General features: G+C 71.4%; 19 protein-coding genes and 1 pseudogene. 7 read left to right on the forward strand and 13 right to left on the reverse strand.

The features are described 5' to 3' along the window. Positions 1–15: 15 nt before the first annotated feature. A pseudogene (locus NQO67_RS40860) lies at positions 16–1809 on the forward strand (bifunctional sugar phosphate isomerase/epimerase/4-hydroxyphenylpyruvate dioxygenase family protein). Here the strand turns inward: NQO67_RS40860 and NQO67_RS40865 are convergent. The 5 genes from NQO67_RS40865 to sdhC form a co-directional block, all read right to left on the reverse strand. Next, entirely contained in the window at positions 1757–2440 is a 684-nt protein-coding gene (locus NQO67_RS40865) for a hypothetical protein (protein ID WP_255955647.1), read from the reverse strand. The pseudogene NQO67_RS40860 and the gene NQO67_RS40865 sit on opposite strands and share 53 nt — an antisense overlap. A gap of 183 nt (positions 2441–2623) precedes the next feature. Next, complete coding sequence (locus NQO67_RS40870) at positions 2624–3370, reverse strand: succinate dehydrogenase iron-sulfur subunit (RefSeq protein WP_255955648.1); 747 nt, start codon at positions 3368–3370, stop codon at positions 2624–2626. A 187-nt stretch (positions 3371–3557) separates the two neighbouring features. Beyond that, positions 3558–5333 (reverse strand): succinate dehydrogenase flavoprotein subunit, encoded by a 1776-nt coding sequence (sdhA, locus tag NQO67_RS40875; RefSeq protein ID WP_255955649.1) that lies wholly within the window; start codon positions 5331–5333, stop codon positions 3558–3560. Positions 5334–5429: 96 nt separating this feature from the next. Beyond that, the gene (locus NQO67_RS40880) at positions 5430–5951 is read right to left on the reverse strand and encodes a succinate dehydrogenase hydrophobic membrane anchor subunit (protein ID WP_255955650.1); all 522 of its coding nucleotides are present in this window, start codon (positions 5949–5951) and stop codon (positions 5430–5432) included. Between the two features lie 5 nt (positions 5952–5956). Beyond that, on the reverse strand, positions 5957–6337 hold the full coding sequence (gene sdhC / locus NQO67_RS40885) for a succinate dehydrogenase, cytochrome b556 subunit (protein WP_255955651.1): 381 nt from the start codon (positions 6335–6337) through the stop codon (positions 5957–5959). Between the two features lie 436 nt (positions 6338–6773). Between sdhC and NQO67_RS40890 the strand changes: the two genes are divergently transcribed. From NQO67_RS40890 to NQO67_RS40910, 5 genes are all read left to right on the forward strand, one after another. Beyond that, positions 6774–8330, forward strand: coding sequence for a beta-N-acetylhexosaminidase (locus NQO67_RS40890; RefSeq protein ID WP_255955652.1), 1557 nt, complete (start codon positions 6774–6776; stop codon positions 8328–8330). A 160-nt stretch (positions 8331–8490) separates the two neighbouring features. Next, positions 8491–9123, forward strand: coding sequence for a hypothetical protein (locus NQO67_RS40895; RefSeq protein ID WP_374119291.1), 633 nt, complete (start codon positions 8491–8493; stop codon positions 9121–9123). A 206-nt stretch (positions 9124–9329) separates the two neighbouring features. Next, the gene (locus NQO67_RS40900; RefSeq protein WP_255955653.1) at positions 9330–9974 is read left to right on the forward strand and encodes a hypothetical protein; all 645 of its coding nucleotides are present in this window, start codon (positions 9330–9332) and stop codon (positions 9972–9974) included. Positions 9975–10649: 675 nt separating this feature from the next. After that, positions 10650–11372, forward strand: a complete 723-nt coding sequence (locus tag NQO67_RS40905) for an RNA polymerase sigma factor (RefSeq protein ID WP_255955654.1) — start codon at positions 10650–10652, stop codon at positions 11370–11372. Then, positions 11372–12739, forward strand: coding sequence for a hypothetical protein (locus NQO67_RS40910; protein WP_255955655.1), 1368 nt, complete (start codon positions 11372–11374; stop codon positions 12737–12739). The genes NQO67_RS40905 and NQO67_RS40910 overlap by 1 nt, the downstream gene beginning before the upstream one ends. 320 nt (positions 12740–13059) lie before the next feature. Here NQO67_RS40910 and NQO67_RS40915 read toward each other — a convergent pair whose 3' ends face one another. The 8 genes from NQO67_RS40915 to NQO67_RS40950 form a co-directional block, all read right to left on the reverse strand. After that, a complete protein-coding gene (locus NQO67_RS40915; RefSeq protein WP_255955656.1) occupies positions 13060–13764 on the reverse strand; it encodes a PIG-L deacetylase family protein in 705 nt (234 codons plus the stop codon). A 14-nt stretch (positions 13765–13778) separates the two neighbouring features. After that, positions 13779–14648, reverse strand: coding sequence for a carbohydrate ABC transporter permease (locus NQO67_RS40920; RefSeq protein ID WP_255955657.1), 870 nt, complete (start codon positions 14646–14648; stop codon positions 13779–13781). Continuing rightward, a complete protein-coding gene (locus tag NQO67_RS40925; protein ID WP_255955658.1) occupies positions 14645–15604 on the reverse strand; it encodes a carbohydrate ABC transporter permease in 960 nt (319 codons plus the stop codon). The genes NQO67_RS40920 and NQO67_RS40925 overlap by 4 nt, the downstream gene beginning before the upstream one ends. Further along, the gene (locus NQO67_RS40930; RefSeq protein ID WP_255955659.1) at positions 15598–16974 is read right to left on the reverse strand and encodes an ABC transporter substrate-binding protein; all 1377 of its coding nucleotides are present in this window, start codon (positions 16972–16974) and stop codon (positions 15598–15600) included. Before NQO67_RS40930 ends, NQO67_RS40925 begins: the two co-directional genes overlap by 7 nt. Continuing rightward, the gene (locus NQO67_RS40935) at positions 16971–17951 is read right to left on the reverse strand and encodes a GNAT family N-acetyltransferase (protein WP_255955660.1); all 981 of its coding nucleotides are present in this window, start codon (positions 17949–17951) and stop codon (positions 16971–16973) included. Before NQO67_RS40935 ends, NQO67_RS40930 begins: the two co-directional genes overlap by 4 nt. Beyond that, positions 17948–18865, reverse strand: a complete 918-nt coding sequence (locus tag NQO67_RS40940; protein WP_255955661.1) for a MurR/RpiR family transcriptional regulator — start codon at positions 18863–18865, stop codon at positions 17948–17950. Before NQO67_RS40940 ends, NQO67_RS40935 begins: the two co-directional genes overlap by 4 nt. 180 nt (positions 18866–19045) lie before the next feature. Then, positions 19046–20242 (reverse strand): exo-beta-N-acetylmuramidase NamZ family protein, encoded by a 1197-nt coding sequence (locus NQO67_RS40945; RefSeq protein WP_255955662.1) that lies wholly within the window; start codon positions 20240–20242, stop codon positions 19046–19048. A gap of 159 nt (positions 20243–20401) precedes the next feature. Beyond that, the gene (locus NQO67_RS40950) at positions 20402–21268 is read right to left on the reverse strand and encodes a L,D-transpeptidase family protein (protein ID WP_255955663.1); all 867 of its coding nucleotides are present in this window, start codon (positions 21266–21268) and stop codon (positions 20402–20404) included. A 460-nt stretch (positions 21269–21728) separates the two neighbouring features. Between NQO67_RS40950 and NQO67_RS40955 the strand changes: the two genes are divergently transcribed. Next, positions 21729–22413: methylmalonyl-CoA mutase family protein (locus tag NQO67_RS40955; protein ID WP_255955664.1), on the forward strand; the 685-nt coding region annotated here is incomplete at its 3' end.

The following is a 22413-nucleotide window of genomic DNA, read 5'->3' on the forward strand; positions in this document are numbered from 1 at the left end:
GAGAAGGAGCGTTCCGTGCGCACCGCCATCGCCACCGTCAGCCTGAGCGGCTCGTTGACCGAGAAGCTCACCGCCGCATCCCGGGCCGGCTTCGACGGCGTGGAGATCTTCGAGAACGACCTGCTGGCCAGCCCGCTCACCCCCGAGGACATCCGCGCCCGCTGCGCCGACCTGGACCTGAGCATCGACCTCTACCAGCCGATGCGGGACATCGAGGCGGTGCCCGCCGAGGAGTTCGCGCGCAACCTGCGCCGGGCCCGCCACAAGTTCCGGACCATGCAGCGGCTGGGCGCGGACACGGTCCTGGTCTGCTCCACGCTGGCCCGTTCCGCCGTCGACGACGACGCGCTGGCCGCCGAGCAGCTGCACCGGCTGGCCGACCTCGCCGCCGACCACGGCGTCAAGGTCGCCTACGAGGCGCTGGCCTGGGGCCGCCACGTCAGCACCTACGACCACGCCTGGCGCATCGTCGAGGCCGCCGACCACCCGTCGCTCGGCGTCTGCCTCGACAGCTTCCACATCCTGGCCCGCGGCGGTGACCCCAAGGGCATCGAGGCGATCCCCGGCGAGAAGATCTTCTTCCTCCAGCTCGCGGACGCCCCGATCATGGCCATGGACGTCCTCCAGTGGAGCCGCCACTACCGGTGCTTCCCCGGCCAGGGCGGCTTCGACCTGCCGGCGCTGCTGAGCCATGTGCTGGCCGCCGGCTACCGGGGCCCGCTGTCCCTGGAGATCTTCAACGACGTCTTCCGCCAGGCCGATCCCGGCCCCACCGCGATCGACGCGCACCGCTCCCTGCTCGCCCTCTAGGAGGCCGTCGACGCCACCGTGCTGCCGGCTCCCGTGCCGCCCACGGGCGTAGCCTTCGCGGAGCTGACCACTCCCGACCCGGAGCTGCCCGCCGGCCAGCTCGCCGCGCTCGGGTTCACCCGCACCGGCGCCCACCGCACCAAGCCGGTCTCCCGGTGGGAGAACGGCGGTGTCCGCATCCTCCTCAACACCGGCCCGGCCAGCCGGCGCGAGGGCACCCGACTGGCCGCCATCGGCCTGGAATCGCCCGATCCGGCCGGCGCCGCCCGGCGCGCCGAAGCCCTCCTGGCACCCGTACTGCCGCGCCGCCGGCACCCCGACGACACCCCGCTGGACGCGGTCGCCGCCCCCGACGGCACCCAGCTCTTCTTCTGCGCCACCGGCAGGCCCGGCCTGCCGGACTGGCGGGACGACTTCGAGCCCACCGGCACCCCGGCAGCTGCGTCGGGCGGCCTCGGCGGCATCGACCACCTGGCGCTCAGCCAGCCCTGGCACCAGTTCGACGAGGCGGCCCTCTTCTACCGCAGCGTCCTCGGCCTGCGCCCGCAGGAGAGCGTGGAGGTGGCCGATCCGCACGGCCTGCTGCGCAGCCGGGCCGTCGCCGATGCCTCCGGCGCCGTCCGCATCGCGCTGAGCATCGGCCCGGCGCCGTCCGACGAGCGACCCCGCGCCCAGCACATCGCCCTGGCCACCGACGACATCGTGGCCGCCGCCCGCGCCTTCCGCGCGGCCGGCGGCCATCTGCTGCCCGTTCCGGCGAACTACCACGACGACCTGGCGGCCCGGGTGGAACTGCCGGGCGACGTCCTGGACGCCTACCGTGACCTCGGCATCCTCTACGACGAGGACGACCAGGGCGCCTTCCGGCACTGCTACACCCACACCATCGGCCAGCTCTTCTTCGAACTGGTGCAGCGCGATCCGGGCTACCGCGGCTACGGCGCGGTCAACGCACCGGTGCGCCTCGCCGCCCAGCACCTCGCGGAGCAGGCGCCGTGAGACGGTTCGCGCTGCGGTACGCGGCGACGCCCAGGGCCAGCAGCCAGTAGCTGAGCAGGGCGCCCATCGAGGCCGTCGTGCCCCAGCCGTTCGCCGCGTAGAAGTGCGCCGGGTCGTTGCCGAAGAACAGCGACGGCACGAAGGCCAGGTTGACGGCGGCCAGGACGTACGCCGAGCGGTGCGTCCAGCGGGGCAGGAGCCGGGTACGGGAGATCGCGAAGCCCACGGAGGTCAGGAAGAGGGCGAGGAGCAGCCGGCCGATCGAGCCGTAGAGGATGTAGGTGCCGTCGACCGTGATGGTCGGGTCGATGGAGTGGTCGGTGGCGATCACCGCGCCCGCCTCGAGACCGTGGGAGACCAGGGTGACCGTCGCGTAGACAAGGCCGGCGGCGCAGGCCAGCGTGCCGGCCCACTCGTGCTCCGGGTTCACCCGCCGCACCAGCTCGCGAAAGGCCGTCACCAGCACGATCAGGCAGGTCAGGGCGGTGATCCCGATCAGCAGCCGGCTCAGCACGTTCCAGTCCGGCGGCGGGCCCGAGTAGACGAAGTACAGCGGCACCTCGATGATCAGGGTGGCCGCGGTGGCCAGTGCGGCGATGCCGGTCACGCGCCGGGCGGTGGTCTCGTCCATGGTGTCCCCCTGGGGTCCTGGGCCCGGGTGCTCGTCCGGGCTCTCGTCCTGCGCCACCCATGCTTCCGGCTGCGCGGTGGCGCGTCGCGGGGCCTGGGACCCGGATCGGGGGTGGTGCTGGTGACACCCAGGGCGGCGGGGACGGGGGCGCCGGGGTGAGCGGCACTCCCCTGACCTGGCTCCTCACAGCCGCCGTGTGATGACCGCCCGCTTCACCTCCTGGATCGCCTGGGTGACCTGGATGCCGCGCGGGCAGGAGTCGGTGCAGTTGAAGACGGTGCGGCAGCGCCAGACGCCCTCCCGGTCGTTGAGGATGTCCAGGCGCCGCTCGCCGGCCTCGTCGCGCGAGTCGAAGATGAAGCGGTGGGCGTTGACGATGGCGGCCGGGCCGAAGTACTGCCCGTCGTTCCAGAAGACCGGGCAGGACCCGGTGCAGGCCGCGCACAGGATGCACTTGGTGGTGTCGTCGAAGCGGGCCCGGTCGGCGGGCGACTGGAGCCGCTCGCGGGTGGGTTCGTTGCCGGTGGTGATCAGGAACGGCAGCATGTCGCGGTACGACTGGAAGAACGGTTCCATGTCGACCACGAGGTCCTTGAGCACCGTCAGCCCCTTGATGGGCTCCACCGTGACGGGGCGCGTCGCGTCGAGGTCCTTGACCAGCGTCTTGCAGGCCAGCCGGTTGCGGCCGTTGATGCGGACCGCGTCCGAGCCGCAGATGCCGTGGGCGCAGGAGCGGCGGAAGGTCAGGGTGCCGTCCACCTCCCACTTGATCTTGTGGAGGGCGTCCAGCACCCGCTCCTTCGGATCGATCTCCACCCGGAAGTCATGCCAGGCCACCGCCGCGGAGACCTCGGGGTTGAAGCGGCGGATCCGGAAGGTGACGGCGAGCAGGTCGGAAGTGGGGGCAGGGGCGGGGGCGACCGTGGACATCGTGACGTGCCTTCCGTGATCAAGGTCGAGGGCACCCCAAAAGGGGCGCGGGGAACTGCGCGCGCAACCCCCCACCGGGCTGGTGGTCCGGATACGACAGAACAACCCTTTCGGATCGGTCTATGTGGCCGAAGGCCACAAAAGCTCAGGCCGGGCTATATGCGGCCATAGGCCGCAAGCGTGGCCATCAGTACGTACGCTCCATCGGCTGGTAGCGGGTCTGCACGACGGGCTTGTAGTCGAGCCGTACGGACTCGGTGCCGTCGGCGCCCACCTCGCGGTAGGCCATGGTGTGGCGCATGAAACGGTCGTCGTCGCGGTTCGGGAAGTCCTCGCGGTAGTGGCCGCCGCGTGACTCCTCACGGGCCAGCGCCGAGCGGGCCATCACATCGGCCAGGTCGAGCAGGTTGCCCAGCTCGACGGCCTCCAGCAGGTCCGTGTTGAACCGCCTGCCCTTGTCCTGCACGGAGATCAGCCGGTAGCGGCGGCGCAGTTCGTCGATCTTCCGCACGGCCGCCGTCAGGGTCTGCTCGGTGCGGAAGACCATCACGTCGGCGTCCATGGTCTCCTGGAGTTCCCGGCGCAGCACGGACACCCGCTCGGGCCCCGAGCCCTCCCGCAGCCGCTCCACCAGCTCCACCACCACGGCCGCCGGGTCCTCCGGCAGCTCGGGAAGGGCGGCGCCGGCCGCGTACTCGGCGGCGGCGAGCCCGGCGCGCCGGCCGAAGACGTTGATGTCCAGCAGGGAGTTGGTGCCGAGCCGGTTGGCGCCGTGCACCGACACGCAGGCCACCTCGCCGGCCGCGTACAGGCCGGGCACCACTTCCGTGTTGTCGGCGAGCACCTCGCCGTGCACGTTCGTGGGGATGCCGCCCATCGCGTAGTGGGCGGTCGGCTGGATCGGGATCGGGTCCGTGTAGGGCTCGATGCCCAGGTAGGTGCGGGCGAACTCGCTGATGTCCGGCAGCTTGGCGTCCAGCTGCTCGGCCGGCAGATGGGTGAGGTCCAGGTAGACGTGGTCGCCCTCGGGACCGCAGCCACGGCCCTCGCGGATCTCCGTGTAGATGGCGCGGGAGACCACGTCACGCGAGGCGAGGTCCTTCATGACGGGGGCGTAGCGCTCCATGAAGCGTTCGCCGCCCTTGTTGCGCAGGATGCCGCCCTCGCCGCGGGCGCCCTCGGTCAGCAGGATCCCCATCCGCCAGATGCCCGTCGGGTGGAACTGGAAGAACTCCATGTCCTCCAGCGGCAGCCCGCGCCGGAACACCGCGGCCTGCCCGTCGCCGGTGAGGGTGTGGGCGTTGGACGTCACCTTGAAGAACCGGCCGCAGCCGCCGGACGCGTAGACCACCGCCTTCGCACGGAAGACGTGGATGTCGCCGGTGGCCAGCTCGTACGCGACCACGCCCGCCGACCGCCGCACCCCGGTACCGCCGGCGCCGTCGTCCCTGGTCAGCAGCTGGTCCAGGACGTAGAACTCGTTGAAGAACTCCACGCCCTCCTTCACGCAGTTCTGGTAGAGCGTCTGGAGGATCATGTGGCCGGTGCGGTCGGCCGCGTAGCAGGAGCGGCGCACCGGGGCCTCGCCGTGGTTGCGGCTGTGCCCGCCGAACCGGCGCTGGTCGATGGTGCCCTCAGGGGTGCGGTTGAAGGGCAGGCCCATCTTCTCCAGCTCGAGGACGGAGTCGATGGCCTCCTTCGCGAGGATCTCGGCGGCGTCCTGGTCGACCAGGTAGTCCCCGCCCTTGACGGTGTCGAAGGTGTGCCACTCCCAGGTGTCGTCCTCCACGTTGGCGAGCGCGGCGGCCATCCCGCCCTGGGCGGCCCCGGTGTGCGAGCGGGTCGGGTAGAGCTTGGTCAGGACGGCGGTGCGGCTGCGGCGGGTGGCCTCGATCGCGGCCCGCATCCCGGCACCGCCCGCGCCGACGATGACGGTGTCGTAGGTGTGCATCTGGAGCTTCATGGCGTTGCCTGCCCTTGCTGTCCGGGGCCTGCTGTCCGGGGTCTGCTGTCCGGGGTCTGCTGTCTGCGGTGCGCCATCGGCCTTGGGCGGCGGGCCCTAGGTGATGTCCGGATCGAAGGTGAAGATCACCAGCGTGCCCAGCAGGACGGTGAAGACGGTGGCGGTGTAGAGCAGGGCCTTGAGCCACAGCCGGGTGGCCGCGCGTTCCGCGTAGTCGTTGATGATGGTGCGCAGGCCGCCGACGCCGTGCAGCATCGCCAGCCACAGCATCAGCAGGTCCCACACCGTCCACACGGGCGAGGCCCAGCGCCCGGCGACGAACGCGAAGCCGATCTTCGCCACCCCGCCGTTCAGCACCAGCTGGATCAGCAGATGGCCGAGGACCAGCAGGACCAGCACGATCCCGGAGAGCCGCATGAACAGCCAGGCGTACATCTCGAAGTTGCCCCGGGTCGGCCGGGGCGTGCCCGCGGTGCGCTGCCGCGGCGGCTCGATCACCGGCGCGGGGTGGTCCGGGCTGTAGACGGGGGCGCCCTCGACGGGGCCGACGCCGGAGCCGCCCGGCGTGCCGCGGGGGCCCGGGGGTCCGGACGGATGGGTGGAGGTCTCGGTCGACATGGGGATCAGCTCCCGAACACTTCGCGGGCGGCATGGCCGAGCAGGGGGTAGACCGCGGCGGCCATCAGGAGCACCCAGACACCGGCGGCTCCCCAGAGCATCTGCTTCTGGTGGCGCGCCCCCTTGGACCAGAAGTCGATGGCGGCGACGCGCAGGCCGTTCAACGCGTGGAAGAGGACGGCGCCGACCAGGAAGTACTCCAGCACCGCCACGGCCGGGGTCTTGTAGGTGTCGACGACCCGGTCGTAGTCCCCCGGCGACACACGCACCAGCGAGGTGTCGAGGACGTGCACGAACAGGAAGAAATAGATGAGGACGCCGGTGACCCGGTGAGCCACCCAGGACCACATGCCTTCCCGGCCGCGGTACAGCGTTCCAGCCGGCACGGAGGAACCTCCGGTAGCGGGGGAGTGGGGCCCGCGCCGGCGTGACGGTGCCGGACGGGGCCCGGCCGGGTGCGGTTCCGCCGGCCCCCGCCATCGTAACGATGATCTTGGCCGAATCTAGCTGGCTGAATAATGGCGTGTGCCGCACCCCGCCCTTCCGCGTGACGGCCTCCACATCCTGCGTGACCGGGGGCGTTGGGCCCGGCGGCCGGCGCGGCGGCGGTCATACGACGGTACGACGGGCGTATCGAATTCACCCGTTCGGCGAGCGGTACGAAGGCCCGGACGGTGTGGGGTGGACGGCGAGCGGGCGGCTGCGTCTAGGGTCGGGGCGGCGCGCCCCGTCGGCGACCCGGGGCGCGGGCCGGCCGCCGGCTCGTGACCGGCGCCCCGGACCTCGGGCCGTCAGCACCCCTCCTGGGAAGGGAGCGCACCCTTGAACCGCCGCACCGCGACCGTCGCCACGACGGCCGCCCTGGTGGTCGTGGCCGCCGGCATCTCCCTCGGCCTCGCCACCCAGGACGGGGGCGACTCCGCAGCGCCCGCACCGACGCCGACCCGCTCGTACCCGCTGTCGAAGCCGCCCCGCACCATCCCCTCCGTACGGCACTTCACGCCCGCCCACGGCCCCGGTTGGCGGCCCGCCGGCGACGAACGCGTGGTGGTCGGCGACGACCGGCTCGTCGACGAGGGCCGGCTGCTCGCCGGGGAGCTGGGGCTGCGCTACGCCGGACGGACCGGCGCACGCGCCGGGGACGTGGAACTCGCCCTCGACTCCCACGTACGGGGCGGCGGCGAGGCGTACACCCTCGCCGTGCAGGGCGGCCGGGTGCGGATCACCGGGTCGGCCGACGCCGGCGTCTTCTACGGCACCCGCACCCTCAAGCAGGAGGTGCACGGGGGCGGCACGGCGCCCGAGGGCGTGGTGCGGGACGCCCCGGCGAAGCCGCAGCGCGGGTTCATGGTCGACATCGCCCGCAAGCCGTACAGCGAGGGCTGGATCGAGGACCGCATCCGCGAGCTGGGCGATCTGAAGTTCAACCAGCTCGGCCTGCACTTCTCCGACGACCAGGGCTTCCGGATCGCCTCGGACACCCACCCCGAGGTGGTGTCGAAGGACCACCTGAGCAAGGCGCAGGTGCGCCGGATCATCGCCCTGGCCGCCTCCCGGCATATCGCGGTCGTCCCCGAACTCGACTCGCCCGGCCACCTCGGCATGGTGATCCGCGCCCACCCGGACCTCCAGCTGCGCACCGGCGACGGCCGGGTGGCCCAGGGCGCCGTCGACATCTCGAACCCGGCCGCCGCGCGCATCGTCGACGATCTGCTCAAGGAGTACGCCGGGCTCTTCCCCGGCCGGTACTGGCACCTGGGCGGCGACGAGTACGTCGCGCTGATGTCCCGCGACCCCGAGGCGACCTATCCGCAGCTGGCCGCGGCGGCCCGCCGCAAGTACGGCAGCAAGGGCCGCATCCAGGACCTGGCCACCGGCTGGCTGAACGGCCGGGCGGCCACCATGCGCCCGTACCACCGCACGCTGAAGGCCTGGAACGACGGCTTCTTCACCGGCGGCCGGGTGCACGCCGACCGCGCACTCGAGGTCGCGTACTGGACGGGCATCGAACCGGAGAAGCGCCCACCGACGGACCTGCTGCGCGAGGGCCGCAGGTTCACCAACTACAACGACTCGTACCTCTACTACGTCCTCGGCCAGCCGAACAGGTTCCGCTACCCCACCGGCCGGCGCATCTACGACGAGTGGACGCCGCTGGTGCTGCGCGGCACCAAGCCCGTGTCGAGCCGCTACGACCGGCAGATCCAGGGCGGCACGTTCGCGGTGTGGGGCGACATCCCCTCCGCGCAGACCGAGGACCAGGTGGCCGCGGGCGTCTTCATGCCGCTCCGCGCGGTGTCCCAGAAGCTGTGGACGCCGGGCCGCCCGCCGCTCTCCTGGTCCGAGTTCGGCGCGCTGGCCCGGCGCCTGGGCGACTGACGCGCCCCCCGCCACGGCATCTGACGGCCGACGGCGCCCCGTTCGGAGCGCGTCCGTTCGGAACATGCCCCCTTCGGAACACCGTCCTCCAGATGTGTTTTCGGCCATGCATTCCGTCCGGGAAGTTACGTTTTTGCGCGCCGCCCCGCACAATCCTGACGTGCACAATTCCGCAAAGGGAGGCGTCATGGGCCTGGTCGATCTCATCGCGATAGCCGATGAGCGAGCGTTGGCGGCAACGGGAGTGGCTTGTCTTGATCGTTGTCTGCCCGTGCTCGGTGGTGCTGACGAGGCGCTACGGCCCCTGTGGTCCAGCCTCACGGACGGCACCGGCTGGTCCGACCGGCTGGCTGCCGCCCGAACCGCGCTGAAGGACGCCGGCACGCGGGTCGCGACACCCGGCAAGCAGGACCCGGAGGACGAGGCACGCGCCTTCGCGCTGCGCATGCTCGCCTACGCCCCCGACACCCTGCCGCCCGGTCTGTCCGCCCCGGCGGGCTCCGCCGAGCGCCGCGCACTGCACCGGTGGGCCGACGTCTGCTCGCTGGCCGCACTGCACGTGCACAACCTGCTCGACGCCACCGGCGAGACCCCCGACGCCGTGGCCGCCCGCCGTTCGGGCCGCCTCGACGGGGTGTCCCCGCTGGTCCAGGGCGAGCTGCGGCGCCAGACCGAGATCCTGGAACTGCTCGCCGAGCACGGCTCCGGGGCGCTGCGGCAGGCCCTCGAACTGTCGACGGACGGCCGCCGCATCCTGCGTGCGGCGGTGTCCCGCCGGGCCCGTGCGCGCTGAGCCCGCGCGGCCTGCCCCGCCCGGCGGCCGCTCTGCGGACACCCCGTCCGGCGGGGCGGCAAAGGGCCCTCGACCGGGCGCTGCGGCCGGCGAGCGTGACACTTCCCGGGCGGTATCCGCTGGACCAGCCAGAGAACCGGGTGGGGCCGCACCAGGAGACCCGGGACTCACTTTTGTGCAGGGCCACAGGGGAGGGCGGGATTCTCATGTCTTTGGAGATGCTGGAACGGGCGCTGCCTGCGTTAACCGAACTGGGCACGGTCGCCGCGGTCACCCACGCCCCCGACAGGACGCTGCACGATCCGGGGCCGGTCCCCTGTACCAAGGGCGTGAGCCCGCGCGACCCGTCCGTCGCCTACGACATCGACTGGGACCTCATCAGCCGCTCGCTCGGCACCCGGCTGCCCCAGGACTACATGGACCTGGTGCACCGCTACCAGGGCCTGGTGATCGACAACTGGCTGGGGGTGCGCATGCCGCGCCCCGCCATGGAGCCGTGGTACGTCGACGGCATGCGCGAACACCTCCTGGAACTGGAGGACGCCTGGATGACCGGGGACACCGAAGGCCACGTCCCCTACCCGCGGCCGCGCGGTCTGCTGCCGTGGGGCGGGTCGATCGACGGGGACACCTTCTACTGGCGCACCCATCCCGAAGGTCCCGAGGCGTGGACCGTCGTGGTGTGCGGCGCCTGCAACGACTGGAAGGAGGTGGACCGCGATCTCACCGGATATCTGGCCGGTCTCGTCCTCGGGGAGGTGGAGCCGTGCAGTGGAGTGCCGGCGGACTTTCCCGGGGCGGCGCCGTCGATCTCGGTGGACTCCGGTCGGGTCCGCCCGCCGGTCCAGTGAGCCGCCTGCTCGGCGGGCCCGCACGCCGACCCCTGATCGCGTGGGGCCCGCCGGTGGCAACGGCCGGGGCCGCCACCCCCCACAGGAGAGGCCCCGACCGCCGCACGGCACGGGCCGCGCGGCGGCCCGTACTTTCCTCAGCGCCGTGGAGCCGGTTTGTGTCACACCCCACCCTGACAGGTACTAGTTGCACGTTGTACAAACATGGACGTGGACGGAACGAGGCCGTAGCGTCCAGTTCTCGACACACGCCGACCGGTTTCCCGCCACTCCGGCCGGCGCCCACAGCCAGACCACAGCGAGGTGACCCCCACCGCCCCCACCAGGCGAAGGTCGCCAAGCAACCCGACCACACCCCCCACACGCCATCGAACAGAGCCTGAGCAGCCATCGAACACACCCGGACGTACGTCCCCACCACACCCACCAAGGACGCACGTCGACCAAGAGAAGCGACCACCGACCGCAACCATCAATTGAGCAACCGGGACGGCGAGCAACCAGGTACGCGAGAGCGGCGCCGGTTTAGGCGCAAACGAACGAGCAACCGGGACGGCGAGCAACCAGGTACGCGAGAGCGGCGCCGGTTTAGGCGCAAACGAACGAGCAACCGAGACGGCGAGCAACCAGGCCCGCGAGAGCGGCGCCGGTTCAGGCGCAAAAAGGGGCCCTGTAGTGCTGGGGGATGACGCGGAGTTGACCGCCGCGGTGAGCGCGGCACAGGACGGGGACGAGCACGCGTTCCGGACCGTGTATCGCGCTGTGCACCCGCGGTTGTTCGGGTACGTCCGTACCTTGGTCGGCGAGTACGACGCCGAGGACGTGGCGTCGGAGGCGTGGTTGCAGATAGCGCGCGACCTCGGGCGGTTCAGCGGGGACGCCGACCGGTTCCGCGGTTGGACGGCGCGGATCGCCCGCAACCGGGCGTTGGACCACATCCGGATGCGGGGCCGTCGCCCGGCGGTGGGTGGCGACGAGTCGGAGCTGACCGGCAAGCCGTCGGCCGCGGACACCGCGAGCGAGGCCATGGAGGCCCTGGCCACCAGCCGGACGCTGGCGTTGATCGCACAGCTCCCGCAGGACCAGGCGGAGGCGGTGGTGCTGCGTGTCGTCGTCGGTCTCGATGCGAAGACGGCCGCCCAGACGCTGGGCAAACGGCCCGGGGCGGTGCGTACCGCGGCACATCGCGGGTTGAAGAGACTCGCCGAGCTGATCGAGCCGGAGGCCGATTCGCCGGACGGTCTGTTGCACGGCAGCTCCCTGGACGGGTTGTCGGACGATGAACCCCAGGGTGACCAGGGCGAATTCAACACAGTTCTGCGCCGACGGACACATGCGCGTACCGTGACCTCCGCGGGTGTGACGCAATCGTGTCCGCGGACGCAGAAGGACATGTGATGGCCGACGAGAGCTGTGCCTTTCCGGGGGAGTCAGGGGAAGTCCCCCGGAGTCCCGGCCGGTGGCTGGACCGTGCCACCGCGGAGCGGCTTCTGGATGGCGCCCCTCTCGAAGACCTGGACCTCGGCCCCGCGGCGTTCGACGCCGGCGTCGCCGACGAGGCCGCCCACCTCGCCCAGGCGCTGAAGGCGCTGCGCGCGCTGGGCGCCCCTGGTCGTGCCACGAACGCCTTCGGCCGTAGCGCGGAGGTCGGCCCCGCGGAGGTCTGGTCCGTGGGGGTCGGGTCGGCGGTGACCGGTGCACGCTCCGACGGCCTGGGGCCGGCGCAAGGGGAGCTGCCCGGCGAAGCCGCCGCGCTGACCGCGTTCCGGCAGGCCCGGGACGGCGGATGGGTGGGCGACGAGCCGTCCATACGCAACCTGCGCGGCGCCCGGTCGAGGGCACGCAGCGGGTACGACGGCGCGCGCGCCGCGGCCGCCACCACGAGCGTGCCGGGCGCGGCGATGGAGATCGCCGCCGTACGGCTCGGCGGACCCGGCGACGGCGGGAGCTCCGACGGCTCCGGACACACCGGCGCTACGCGCGCTGATCACGCTCCCCGTAGGCCCGTGAGGTTCGGCCTGGTCGCCGTGCTCGCCAGCTGCATGCTGGGCGGGGTGACCGTCGCGGCGGCCACCGCGGGCATCCTGCCGTCGCCGTTCGGCCACCACCGCCCCAGCCCCACCGTTTCGGTCCCGGCCGGCACCCCCGACCATCCGCGGCTCTCCCCCTCGCCCGGCGTCTCCGGCGACACCACCGGCACCCACCACCCCTCCGGTACGCCCGACCAGGACGACGAGGCCAACGGATCCGACCGCAGCGCACCCCCGGACAGCCGTCAACACGACGGCAGTAGTTCGTCCGAAAAGTGGTGGGCGCGTATGACAAGCGCGTGCCAGGACTACCGCGGCGGCAAGGACCTCGACCCGGCGACCGAGCGGGAACTCGAAGACGCCGCACACGGCTCCGGACAGGTCGAGAGCTTCTGCGCCGGTGTCCTGCGCGATGACAGCGCCAAGGACTCCAGCGGCCAGAACACCCCCGACGCAACCCACGGAACCACCGACGACAACACCGCCACCAGCGAAAACAACGGCGGCGGCGATGACGGCGAGCACGGCCAGGGCGATGCCAACGGAGACGGCAACGGCCAAGGCGACGGCCGCAACGGCACCGAGGACGACGACGAGGGCACCGAAGGCAGCGGATCCAACGCCTCCGGCAGCAGCGTCTCCTCCGTCCCGAGCACCACGGACACCACGACCGAACCCCCGGTAACACCCGAGGCCGATGCAGGTGTGACGTTTTCCGAGACACTGACGCAGTAAGAAATGAGCCGACTGGTCATCGGCCGTAGCACGAGCCGGGGTTCCCCCCGTACCCACGGCTCAGTGCATCGCGGCGGGCGGGACACGTTCCCCCGGTCCCGCCCGCCGCGCCCTTTTGCGCCTAGACCGGCGCCGCCCTTTGCGCCTGAACCGGCGCCGCTTTCGCGTAGCCGGCTGGTCGCCGTCGTGGTTGCTCAATTGATGGTTGCGGCCGGGGGTGGTTTTCTTGGTGGGCCCGGCTCTCTCCTCAGCCCGTCCGGCGTTTGAGGACGAGGCCGTTCAGGCCGACAGGGGGGTCCGGGGGCGAAGCCCCCGGCACGTCACCACAGAGGGCCGACCGTCTTGGCCCCGTTGCCCGAAGACAGCGCACTCGCACGCTCCCTGCCGGACAGGCACCCCCGCATGGTCAGGAGCGCCGTGTAGTAGTCGATGTAACGGAAGCCGTACGTCTCGCCGCGAGCGAAGGCCTGTTTGGAGATCGCCGCGTGCCAGCGGTCGAACGCTTCCGTGCAGACGGGGGCGTAACGGTCGGGGGTGAAGCCCTCCATGTCCTCCCAGTTCTCCGCGTGCAGCACCGTCGGCACGCCATGCCGTGGCCGTTCGCGTTCCAAGGGCAGCCCGGCCAGGAAGCGGGCGCGCTCGGTGAGCTGCGCCGCGTGCGCATGGTCGCTGTGGATGCTGTGGCGCCAGTGGGCGATGACCACATCGGGGCGGACCTCGCGTATCACGTCGGCGATACGCAGCGCGACGTCGTCACCGGTGCCCAGGAACCCGTCGGAGAGATCGTCGAAGCAACGGAACTCCGCGCCGATGTCCTTCGCGAACTCCGCGCCCTCGGCGATCTTCTGGAGCTTGTACTCCTCCGGGGACAGCCGCGGATGGCCGCGCTCGCCGGGGGTCAGGGCGAGGAGCACGCCGCGGTGCCCCTGGAGGACGTGCTCGGCCAGCAGGGGGCCCGCGGTGAGGTCCATGTCGCCGATGTGGCCGCCGATGGCAAGGACCGTCTTCGTTCTCGTACCGGTCATGGCTGCTTCGCTCCTTACTTGAGGCCGCTGAGCATGACGCCGCGTATGTAGTACTTCTGGAGCAGCAGGAAGAGGATCAGGACCGGCAGGATGCTCAGGACCAGGCCGGCCATGACGATGGGCATCGTACGGGTCGGGTCGACATAGCTCTGGAGGAGCTGGATGCCCACGGGCAGCGTCATCACGTCCGGGTTCGCGGTCGAGATGAGCAGCGCCCAGATGTACTCGTTCCAGGCGTTCACGAAGGTCAGCAGCCCCAGGGTGACCACGACCGGCCTGGTCTGCGGCACCACGATCCGCCACCACACGGCGAACTCACCCGCCCCGTCGATACGCGCGGCCTCCAGGACCTCGTCCGGGATCGAGACCATGAACTGGCGCATCAGGAAGATCCCGAAGCCGTTCACGAGGAACGGCATGGCCAGCGCCGCGATGCTGACGGTCAGGCCGGCGCCGCCGCGCCCCAGCAGGTCGTTGCCGCCCGCCAGCGGCCAGTGCACCAGGATCAGGAAGTGCGGGATGAAGAAGAGGAACGGCGGGAACATCATCGTCGACAACACCAACCGGAAGATGAAATTCCGGCCGGGGAAGCGGAGCTTGGCGAGCGCGTAGCCGGCGAGCGACGACGTGAGCAGCACCGAGCCGGTGATCACGGCGGTGGCGACGACGCTGTTGCGGAAGAGCATCGGCAGATCGAGCTGGTCGATCGCCGCCCGGTAGTTGGACAGGTCGAACGCCTTGGGCAGGAACCGGTACGGCAGCGTGCCCGCCTCGCCGGGGCCCTTGAAGGACGTCATCAGCATGTCGAGGAACGGCACCACCGTGAGCACGGCGCCGACCACGACCACCAGATACGAGAACCACGGGAAACGGCGACGGATCATGCGTCCTCCCCCTTGCGCCGGAAGATCCACAACTGCACCAGGGTGACCACCATGATCACCGCGAACAGCACGAAGGCGGCGGCGCTCGCCGTGCCCCAGTTGCCGTAGGAGAAGGCCTGCTGGTACATCTCCAGCGCGGCCACGTTGGTCGCGTCGCCCGGACCACCCTGGGTCATCACGATGATCAGTGCGAAGGACTGCAACCCGGTGATGAACTGGGTGATGGTCACGAAGAGCAGCGACGGCCGCAGCAGCGGAAGGGTGATCTTCCAGAAGACGGTGCCGGGCCCGGCACCGTCGAGCGCGGCGGCCTCGTAGTACGACGGGGGAATGTTCTTCAGCCCGGCGGTCAGGATGAGGATCGCCGTGCCGACCGAGGCCCACGCCTGGACGACCACGACCGCGGGCAGCGCGGTGTCCGGGTCCTGGAGGAACGCGACCGAGCCGAACCCGAGGCCGTTGAGTACCCCGTTGACCAGACCACCCGGCTGGTACATGTACTTCCACACGTTGCCGACGGCGACGACGGTCGTGACGATCGGCAGGAAGTACAGGGTGCGCCACACGCCCTGGAACCGCAGGTTGTCGATGCAGGTGGCGACCAGCACCGACCCGGCGAGCGCGAGCGCCACCGTGCCCAGGGCGAACAGCAGCGTGTTGGTGAGGATCGGCGTCAGGAACGTCGAACCGGACGCGAAGAGATCGGTGAAGTTGTCCAGCCCGACCGGCTCGATGTCACCGAGGTCGAAGCCGGCCCAGTGGGACATCGACAGCAGCAGCGCGAAGCCGAGCGGCAGGATCAGGAAGATCGCGAAGAACAGCAGTGTCGGCGCCAGGAAGAGATACGCGACGACGGTCTGGCGGCGCCGGGTGCGACGCGGGCCGCCGACGGCGCGTCCGGCGGACCGCGGGCTGCGGGCCCGCTCGGCCACCGCCGTGGACAGGGCGTTCACCATGCGCGCGACACCTCCTGGTCGACCTGACGGCGGGTGGTGCGCAGCGCGTCGTCGACCGACCGCTGACCGCTCCACAACGCCTCGATGTTCTTGCGCAGCAACGACTTGGCCTGCTGGGCGCCCGGTACGTTCGGTTCCGCCACCGCGTACGCCAGCGCGTCCAGGAACGGGTGCAGATTCGGGTCGCTGCCCTTGCCCAGGAGCGTGCGCATGTCATCCGCACGGCCGGTCATGGAGCCGACCGAGACCTGGAGAGAACTCATCCGGGTCGCCTTGACACCCTTCTTGGCCCCCTTCACGCCGGATTTCTCGGTGTTGAGCCAGCGCAGGAACTCCCAGGCCTCGTGCGGGTACCGGCTGGCCGCGTTGACGCCCAGCATGAAACTGGTGGAGAGCGTGGCCCGCTCGTCGCCGGCCTCGGGGACGGGGAGCGGCGCGACCCCGACGTCCCGATAGTCCTTGCCCATCACGGCCTTCAGGCTCCCGGTCCACCAGCCGGCGCTGATCACCATGGCCACCTGCCCGGACGGGAACGCCTGGAAGACGTTGACGGCAGGGGCGCTCGTCCCTTTGGTGACGAAGCGGTGTTCCAGGTCGAACACGGCACGGCCGGCGGGCGAGTCGATGGTGGTGTGCCTGCCGTCGGCCGAGACGAACGTTCCGCCGGCGGCGTTGAGCAGGGCGAGGGTCTGCCCGACGGTGGTGGAGTCGTCGAAGGTCGACAGGCCGAACCCCTGGACGAGGGTGTTGCCGTACCGGTCGCGCTTGGTGGTGCGGTAGGCCGTCTCCTCCAGCTCACGCCAGGTGCGCGGCGGGTGGTCGATGCCGGCCGCGCGCAGCAGCCGCTTGTTGTAGTAGAGGGCGTACGTCTGCATCTCGGTGGGGTATCCGTAGACCCGGCCCGCCACCGACGCGGAGCCGACCGCGGCCCTGCTGTACCCGCTCCTGATCTCCGCGGCGTACTCCGACGGCGCGGGGCGCAGCACGTCGGCCTGGACGAGCTGGCCGTTCCACAGGCAGTACGGGTGGATGATGTCGGCGCCCTGGCCGGCGGCCTGCCGGACCATGAAGGTGGTCAGCAGATCGTTGAAGTTGATGGCCTTCGTCTGCACCTTGACCCGGTCATGGGTGGCGTTCCACTCGTCGACCGGGCCTTTCAGGGCCTCCTTGAGCACCCCGCTCGAGTAGTGCGAGAGCAGGGTGAGGGTGATCGGGTCCCCGGGCCGCCCGGTGCCCTGGTGTGGTGCCGCACATCCGGACGCGAGCAGCGCCGAGGGAAGCGCGAGCGCGAAGTGCCGGCGACTGAGGCCTCTGCCGCGGTGCGACGCCTGTGATGCTTGTGACGTCCGTGATGTTTGTGACGCCGTCATCGGGAGGCCTCCCGACGCATCACGCGGAACACCCGGGTCGTGGTGAAGCCGGTCTTGAGGTACAGCCGGCCGGCCGGGGACCGCTCGCCCGTCCACAGGAACCACGCGGAGTGCGCCCCGCGCGCCCGCATCCGCTCCAGGACCAGGTGGAGCAGGACCTTCCCGAGCCCGGTGCCGCGCATCTCCTCCAGCACACCGAACGGACCGAACCGCTCGTCCGCCGACTCGTACGCGCCGTGCATCGCCCAACCGACCAGGCGGCCGGAAGGGTCCCGGACGACCACGATCCGGTCGAGCGGGGTGCCGGCGGCCAGGCATTCGCGGATGGCGCGCGCCCAGTCCGGGTTGAAGTGGTGGCCGGCGAGCGCGACCAGGTCCACCAGGTCGTCGTCGGCCGGCGTGTCGAACCGGTAGCCCTGCACCGTGAGTTCGTCCAGGCGCCGCATGACGTCCTCGGGGAAGCGGTAGCCGACCAGGCTGCGGTCCATCGCCGCCGCCTCGTACAGCGTGCGAAAGCCCAGGGATTCGAGGAGCCCGGCCGCTGCCGGGTACGCCTCGGCGTCCAGGCCGGGGAGGACGTAGTTCGGGGTGTACGAGGAGAAGTCCACCCGGGTGCGGCCGTGGGCGCCCAGCCAGTCGAGGGCTTCGGTCAGCAGCCGCCGGCCGAGGCCGCGTCCGCGGGCGGCGGGGTCGACGAAGAAGAACGGGATCCAGCCCTGCTCCGGCTCCAGATCGGTGCCGGTCAGCGGGATCAGGCGGCGCACCGCGTAGGCGGCGCCGACGACGCGACCGCCGTCGACGGCGACCCGCAGCCCCTGCGGGTCGAAGTTGGCGTCCAGCAGCACCAGGGAGCGGAAGCGGTCCGGGGCGATCGGGTCGGCCGGAGCACTCCGGCGCCACGCCTCGACCAACTGCGGGCCGTCACCGGCGCGGAAGTCACGTATGCCGGCCCGGGTGCTCGTCGTGGGGTCGATCATCGAGGAGGAGGTCCTTCCAGCTCTGAGGAGGGCGGAGCCACCGGCAGATCCCGGACGGCGTCGAACGTCGCCCGCAGCGCGGCCTCGGTCCGGTCCGGGGTGCGCTGCGCCACGGCGACCAGGACGCAGTCCACGATGGCGAGTTGGGCGATACGGCTGGCCATCGCGCCGGAACGCAGCCCCGACTCGCGCACCACCGTGGTGAGGACGGCGTCCGCGACGTCGGCGACGGGGCTCGGCGCGACATTGGTCACGGCGGCCGTTAAGGCGCCACGGCGCCGGGCCAGCGCGAGGACCCGGACGGTCTCGGCGGTCGTCCCCGAGTGGGACACGCCGATGTACACGTCACCCTCGCCGACCAGTCCCGCCGCGGCCAGCGCCTCGTGCCAGTCCTCGAAGCCCGCCGCGGGCAGCCCGATCCGATACAGCTTGCGTTGCAGGTCACGGGCGGTGAAGCCGCTGGCGCCCACCCCGAAGAGGTTGATCCGCCGGGCCGTGGTGAGCGCGCCGACCAGCTGTTCGAGCCGGTCGAGGTCGAGGTTCTCGATGGTGTCCTCGACCCCGCGGGCGTCCGCGTAACCGATCTTGTCGACCAGCTCCCGCAGCGTGTCGTCCGGGCCGATGTCGGTGCCGGGCACCGGCCGGTGCCGCTCCCGTGCGGCCTCGTGGGCGAGACCGGTGGCCAGCGCCATCCGCAGCTCCGGGAAGCCGCGGTGCCCGACGGCGCGGCTGAACCTGACCACCGTCGTCTCCGAGGTGCAGCAGGCCGCGGCCAGCTCGGAGATGGTCTGCCCCACGGCGCCGGCCGGATCGGCCAGGATGTGGTCGGCGACCCGCCGCTCGGCGGGGGCCAGGGAGGCCCGGCCGGCGCGGATGCGCAACAGGGTGGCCGTGGGCTGCTGGTGAGACGTCACGGTGGTCCGTTTCCTTTTTTGCGCCTAAACCGGCGCCGCTTTCGCGTAGGTGGTTGGGGTTTCGTGGGGGTTGCTCAATTGATGGTTGCGGCCGGGGGTCCTTTTTCTTGGTGCGGCGGAACTGCGGGGCGTGAGGGTGGAACTGCGGGGCGTGAGGGTGGAGCAGAACGGCTCAGGGGCTCAGGGGTAGAGCAGCACGTCGGCGCCGGCCCACCGGGCGGGCGGCGCCGGCGGATCGCACCCCGGTAGCGGGTCCTCGCCCGCGTCGACGGCACGCCGCAATCGGTCGGAGCCCCACAGCAGGTCGATGAAGTGACGGTGGCCGGTCCCGTCCACACCGCCGTCCGCGGTCCGCCACGCGAAGTCGTCCGGGTACAGCCGGCTCAGCGTGGCCAGCATCGCCACGGCGGTACGCACCGGGGCGAACGCCTGCCGGTCGGTGATGTGGACCTGGACCCCGCGCAGCGCCCGCCCGGCGTGCTTGTGGAAGGTCGGCACGTAGCGCAGGTCGCGGAAGTGCACCCCGGGCAGGGCGAGATCGGCGAGCGCGGGGGCGAGGCGTGCGTCGATGTACGGGGCACCGATGATCTCGAACGGTTGCGTGGTGCCGCGCCCCTCCGAGAGGTTCGTCCCTTCGAACAGGCAGGTGCCGGGGTAGACGGCGGCCGTGGTGAGTGTCGGGATGTTCGGCGAGGGGGCGATCCAGGGCAGGCCGGTGGCGTCCGCGGCCATGGCGCGCCGCCAGCCGACCGCCTCGATCACCGTCAGGTCGGCCGCCCTGCCAGCGGCCTGCGGCACGGCCGAGGCGTTGAGGTGGCGGGCGAGTTCACCGCAGGTGAGGCCGTGCCGGACGGGTATCGCGGCGCGTCCGACGAAGCTCGCCCATCCGGGGTCGAGCAGCGGGCCCTCGCTCACCAGCCCACCCAGGGGATTGGGCCGATCGGCGACCACGAACCGGATGCCCGTACGGGCCGCCGAGACCATCAGGTCGAACATGGTCCACACGTAGGTGTAGAACCGGGCCCCGATGTCCTGGAGGTCGTACACCAGGGCGTCGACACCGCTGCCGAGCAGCACCTTGTCGAGGTCCGCGGCACTGCACCCGTAGGTGTCGTGCACCGGCAGCCCGGTACCGGGATCCGCCTCGGCGGTCTCGCTCTCGCCGGCCTGGCCCGTTCCGTGCAGCCCGTGCTCGGGACCGAAGAGCGCGACCAGAGGCAGGCCGGCCGCCAGCAGCGCGGGTGCGGCCGGGCGCAGATCGGGCAGCACGCCGGTGTGGTTGGTCACCAGGCCGAGCCGGCCGGGCCCCGCGAGCCCGGGCGCCGCGTGCAGGCGCGCGATCCCGGTCGTCACCACCGCGCGGTCGTCCGTGCTCATCGTGCGCCCCCGTCTGCCGGTGCCTCTCGATCTGGCTGTTGGAAACTTACTTGCGCATCTTGGAATATGACAGGGGCTTACCAACAAGTTCTGTGCGGACGGCGCAGGGATGAGCGACCGGGATGCCGGGACCGCGAGGGCTGCGGGGCTACGGGGAACTCAGTAGATGATCACCTTGTCGCCGGTGCGCACCTGCGCGAACAGGCTGGCGATCTTCTGCTCGTCCCGTACGTTGACGCAGCCGTGAGAGGCGCCGGCGTAACCGCGGGCGGCGAAGTCGGACGAGTAGTGGACGGCCTGGCCGCCGCTGAAGAACATCGCGTACGGCATCGGCGTGTGGTAGATCGTCGAGACGTGGTGGCGGGACTTCCAGTAGACCGTGAAGGAGCCCTCGCGCGTGGGGGTGTACTCGGAGCCGAAGCGGACGTCCATCGCGGACACCACGCTGCCGTTCACCATCCAGGCCAGGCTGCGGCTCTGCTTGCTGATGCACAGGGCGCGACCCGTCATGCAGCGCGGATCCGGCTTGCTGAGCGGCAGGGTCGTCGGCGGGTACAGCTCGTCGTGGCCGGGCGCCGGGGTCAGCGCCGTCAGACGCTGCCAGGTGGTGGTGTCCGTGCGGCCGGTGCGGGGCAGGCCGTGGGCGCCCTGGAAGGCGGAGACCGCGGTCGCGGTGATCGAGCCGTAGTAACCGGTGGGGGAGCGGTCGAAGTACGCCAGCTTGCGCAGCCGGGCCTGGAGTTCCCGGACCTGGCCGCTCTGCGAGCCGGTGCTCATGAGGACGGTCGGCGCGGTGGGGGACGGCCGCCGGGTCGGCGTCGGGGTGCTCGGTGCGCCGGCCGTGGGTCGGGCCGACGGTGTCGGCGCGCCGGAGGAACTGCCCACCCTGCCCTCCACCTGGATGGGGCGGCACGCGGTGAGCGTGGTGAGGGCGGTCAGCAGGGCCAGCGTGACGGCCAGGGCGGCGGCGAGCGGCAGCCGGCGCGCGGCCGGCGCGTCCGGCGGGGTGGGTATGGCGCGACGCATGGGTTCCCCTTGGCTCGAAGGCGGTGCCGCTCTCGACGACGCTGCCCCGATGGTTCCCCCGCGCGCCACGTCGTGAACTCCCCCGTACGTGCTGTGCGCGGTGCACGCGAGGCACCTGTCACGCACGGCGCGCGCGGGGCGTCCGCGGTGTCCGCCGTTCAGCCGCACGCTGTGACGAAGACCTCGTCGAGGCGCATGCTGTGAGCAAGGTCCCAGCGTGTGGCCCTCCACCGGCCGCGCAGCGGCCGCTACAGTCCGTCGCTAGAGCGGCGCGACGACGCTTTTTCGGGGCGACGTCCCGACGACCCGCTCCCACCCGAGCCGCCCCCAGCACACCCGCACCGTCAACCTCACCTTCACCCACCTACCCCCACCCCCCACCGACCCCTCACCCATCACGCTCAACACCTAGAAGGAGCCCGGCCGATGGTGGCCGGCCGCTCCAGCGGGAGGCCCCATCATGGCGCGCGAGTCGCAGTCCGGACTGCCCATCGAGCCGGTGTACGGCCCGGACGACCTCAAGGACTGGGACGCGGCGGAGAAACTCGGCGCACCGGGCACGTACCCCTTCACCCGCGGCGTGTACCCGACCATGTACACCGGTCGCCCGTGGACGATGCGCCAGTACGCCGGCTTCGGCACCGCCGTGGAGTCGAACGCGCGCTACCGCCAGCTGATCGAGCACGGCACGACGGGCCTGTCGGTCGCCTTCGACCTGCCCACCCAGATGGGCCACGACTCGGACGCCCCGATCGCGTCGGGCGAGGTCGGCAAGGTGGGGGTGGCCATCGACTCCATCGACGACATGCGGGTGCTGTTCGACCAGATCCCGCTGGACAAGGTCTCCACGTCGATGACGATCAACGCGCCGGCGGCCCTGCTCCTGCTGCTCTACCAACTCGTCGCCGAGGAGCAGGGTGCCGCGGCCGACCAGCTGACCGGGACGATCCAGAACGACGTGCTCAAGGAGTACATCGCCCGCGGCACGTACATCTTCCCGCCCAAACCGTCCCTGCGGCTGATCGCGGACATCTTCAAGTACTGCAAGGCCGAACTCCCGCGCTGGAACATGATCTCGATCTCCGGCTACCACATGGCCGAAGCCGGTGCCACGCCCGCGCAGGAGATCGCGTTCACCCTCGCGG

The sequence above is a fragment of the Streptomyces odontomachi genome, assembly GCF_024435355.1.
In the GTDB taxonomy this organism is placed as follows: Bacteria; Actinomycetota; Actinomycetes; order Streptomycetales; family Streptomycetaceae; genus Streptomyces; species Streptomyces odontomachi.

Excerpts from the sequence above, each read along its gene's own strand:
- NQO67_RS40865 (WP_255955647.1), bottom strand. The coding sequence starts at position 2,440 with ATGGACGAGACCACCGCCCGGCGCGTGACCGGCATCGCCGCACTGGCC.
- NQO67_RS40870 (WP_255955648.1), bottom strand. The coding sequence starts at position 3,370 with ATGTCCACGGTCGCCCCCGCCCCTGCCCCCACTTCCGACCTGCTCGCC.
- sdhA (WP_255955649.1), bottom strand. The coding sequence starts at position 5,333 with ATGAAGCTCCAGATGCACACCTACGACACCGTCATCGTCGGCGCGGGC.
- NQO67_RS40880 (WP_255955650.1), bottom strand. The coding sequence starts at position 5,951 with ATGTCGACCGAGACCTCCACCCATCCGTCCGGACCCCCGGGCCCCCGC.
- NQO67_RS40900 (WP_255955653.1), top strand. The coding sequence starts at position 9,330 with ATGTCTTTGGAGATGCTGGAACGGGCGCTGCCTGCGTTAACCGAACTG.
- NQO67_RS40910 (WP_255955655.1), top strand. The coding sequence starts at position 11,372 with ATGGCCGACGAGAGCTGTGCCTTTCCGGGGGAGTCAGGGGAAGTCCCC.
- NQO67_RS40915 (WP_255955656.1), bottom strand. The coding sequence starts at position 13,764 with ATGACCGGTACGAGAACGAAGACGGTCCTTGCCATCGGCGGCCACATC.
- NQO67_RS40920 (WP_255955657.1), bottom strand. The coding sequence starts at position 14,648 with ATGATCCGTCGCCGTTTCCCGTGGTTCTCGTATCTGGTGGTCGTGGTC.
- NQO67_RS40925 (WP_255955658.1), bottom strand. The coding sequence starts at position 15,604 with ATGGTGAACGCCCTGTCCACGGCGGTGGCCGAGCGGGCCCGCAGCCCG.
- NQO67_RS40930 (WP_255955659.1), bottom strand. The coding sequence starts at position 16,974 with ATGACGGCGTCACAAACATCACGGACGTCACAAGCATCACAGGCGTCG.
- NQO67_RS40935 (WP_255955660.1), bottom strand. The coding sequence starts at position 17,951 with ATGATCGACCCCACGACGAGCACCCGGGCCGGCATACGTGACTTCCGC.
- NQO67_RS40945 (WP_255955662.1), bottom strand. The coding sequence starts at position 20,242 with ATGAGCACGGACGACCGCGCGGTGGTGACGACCGGGATCGCGCGCCTG.
- NQO67_RS40950 (WP_255955663.1), bottom strand. The coding sequence starts at position 21,268 with ATGCGTCGCGCCATACCCACCCCGCCGGACGCGCCGGCCGCGCGCCGG.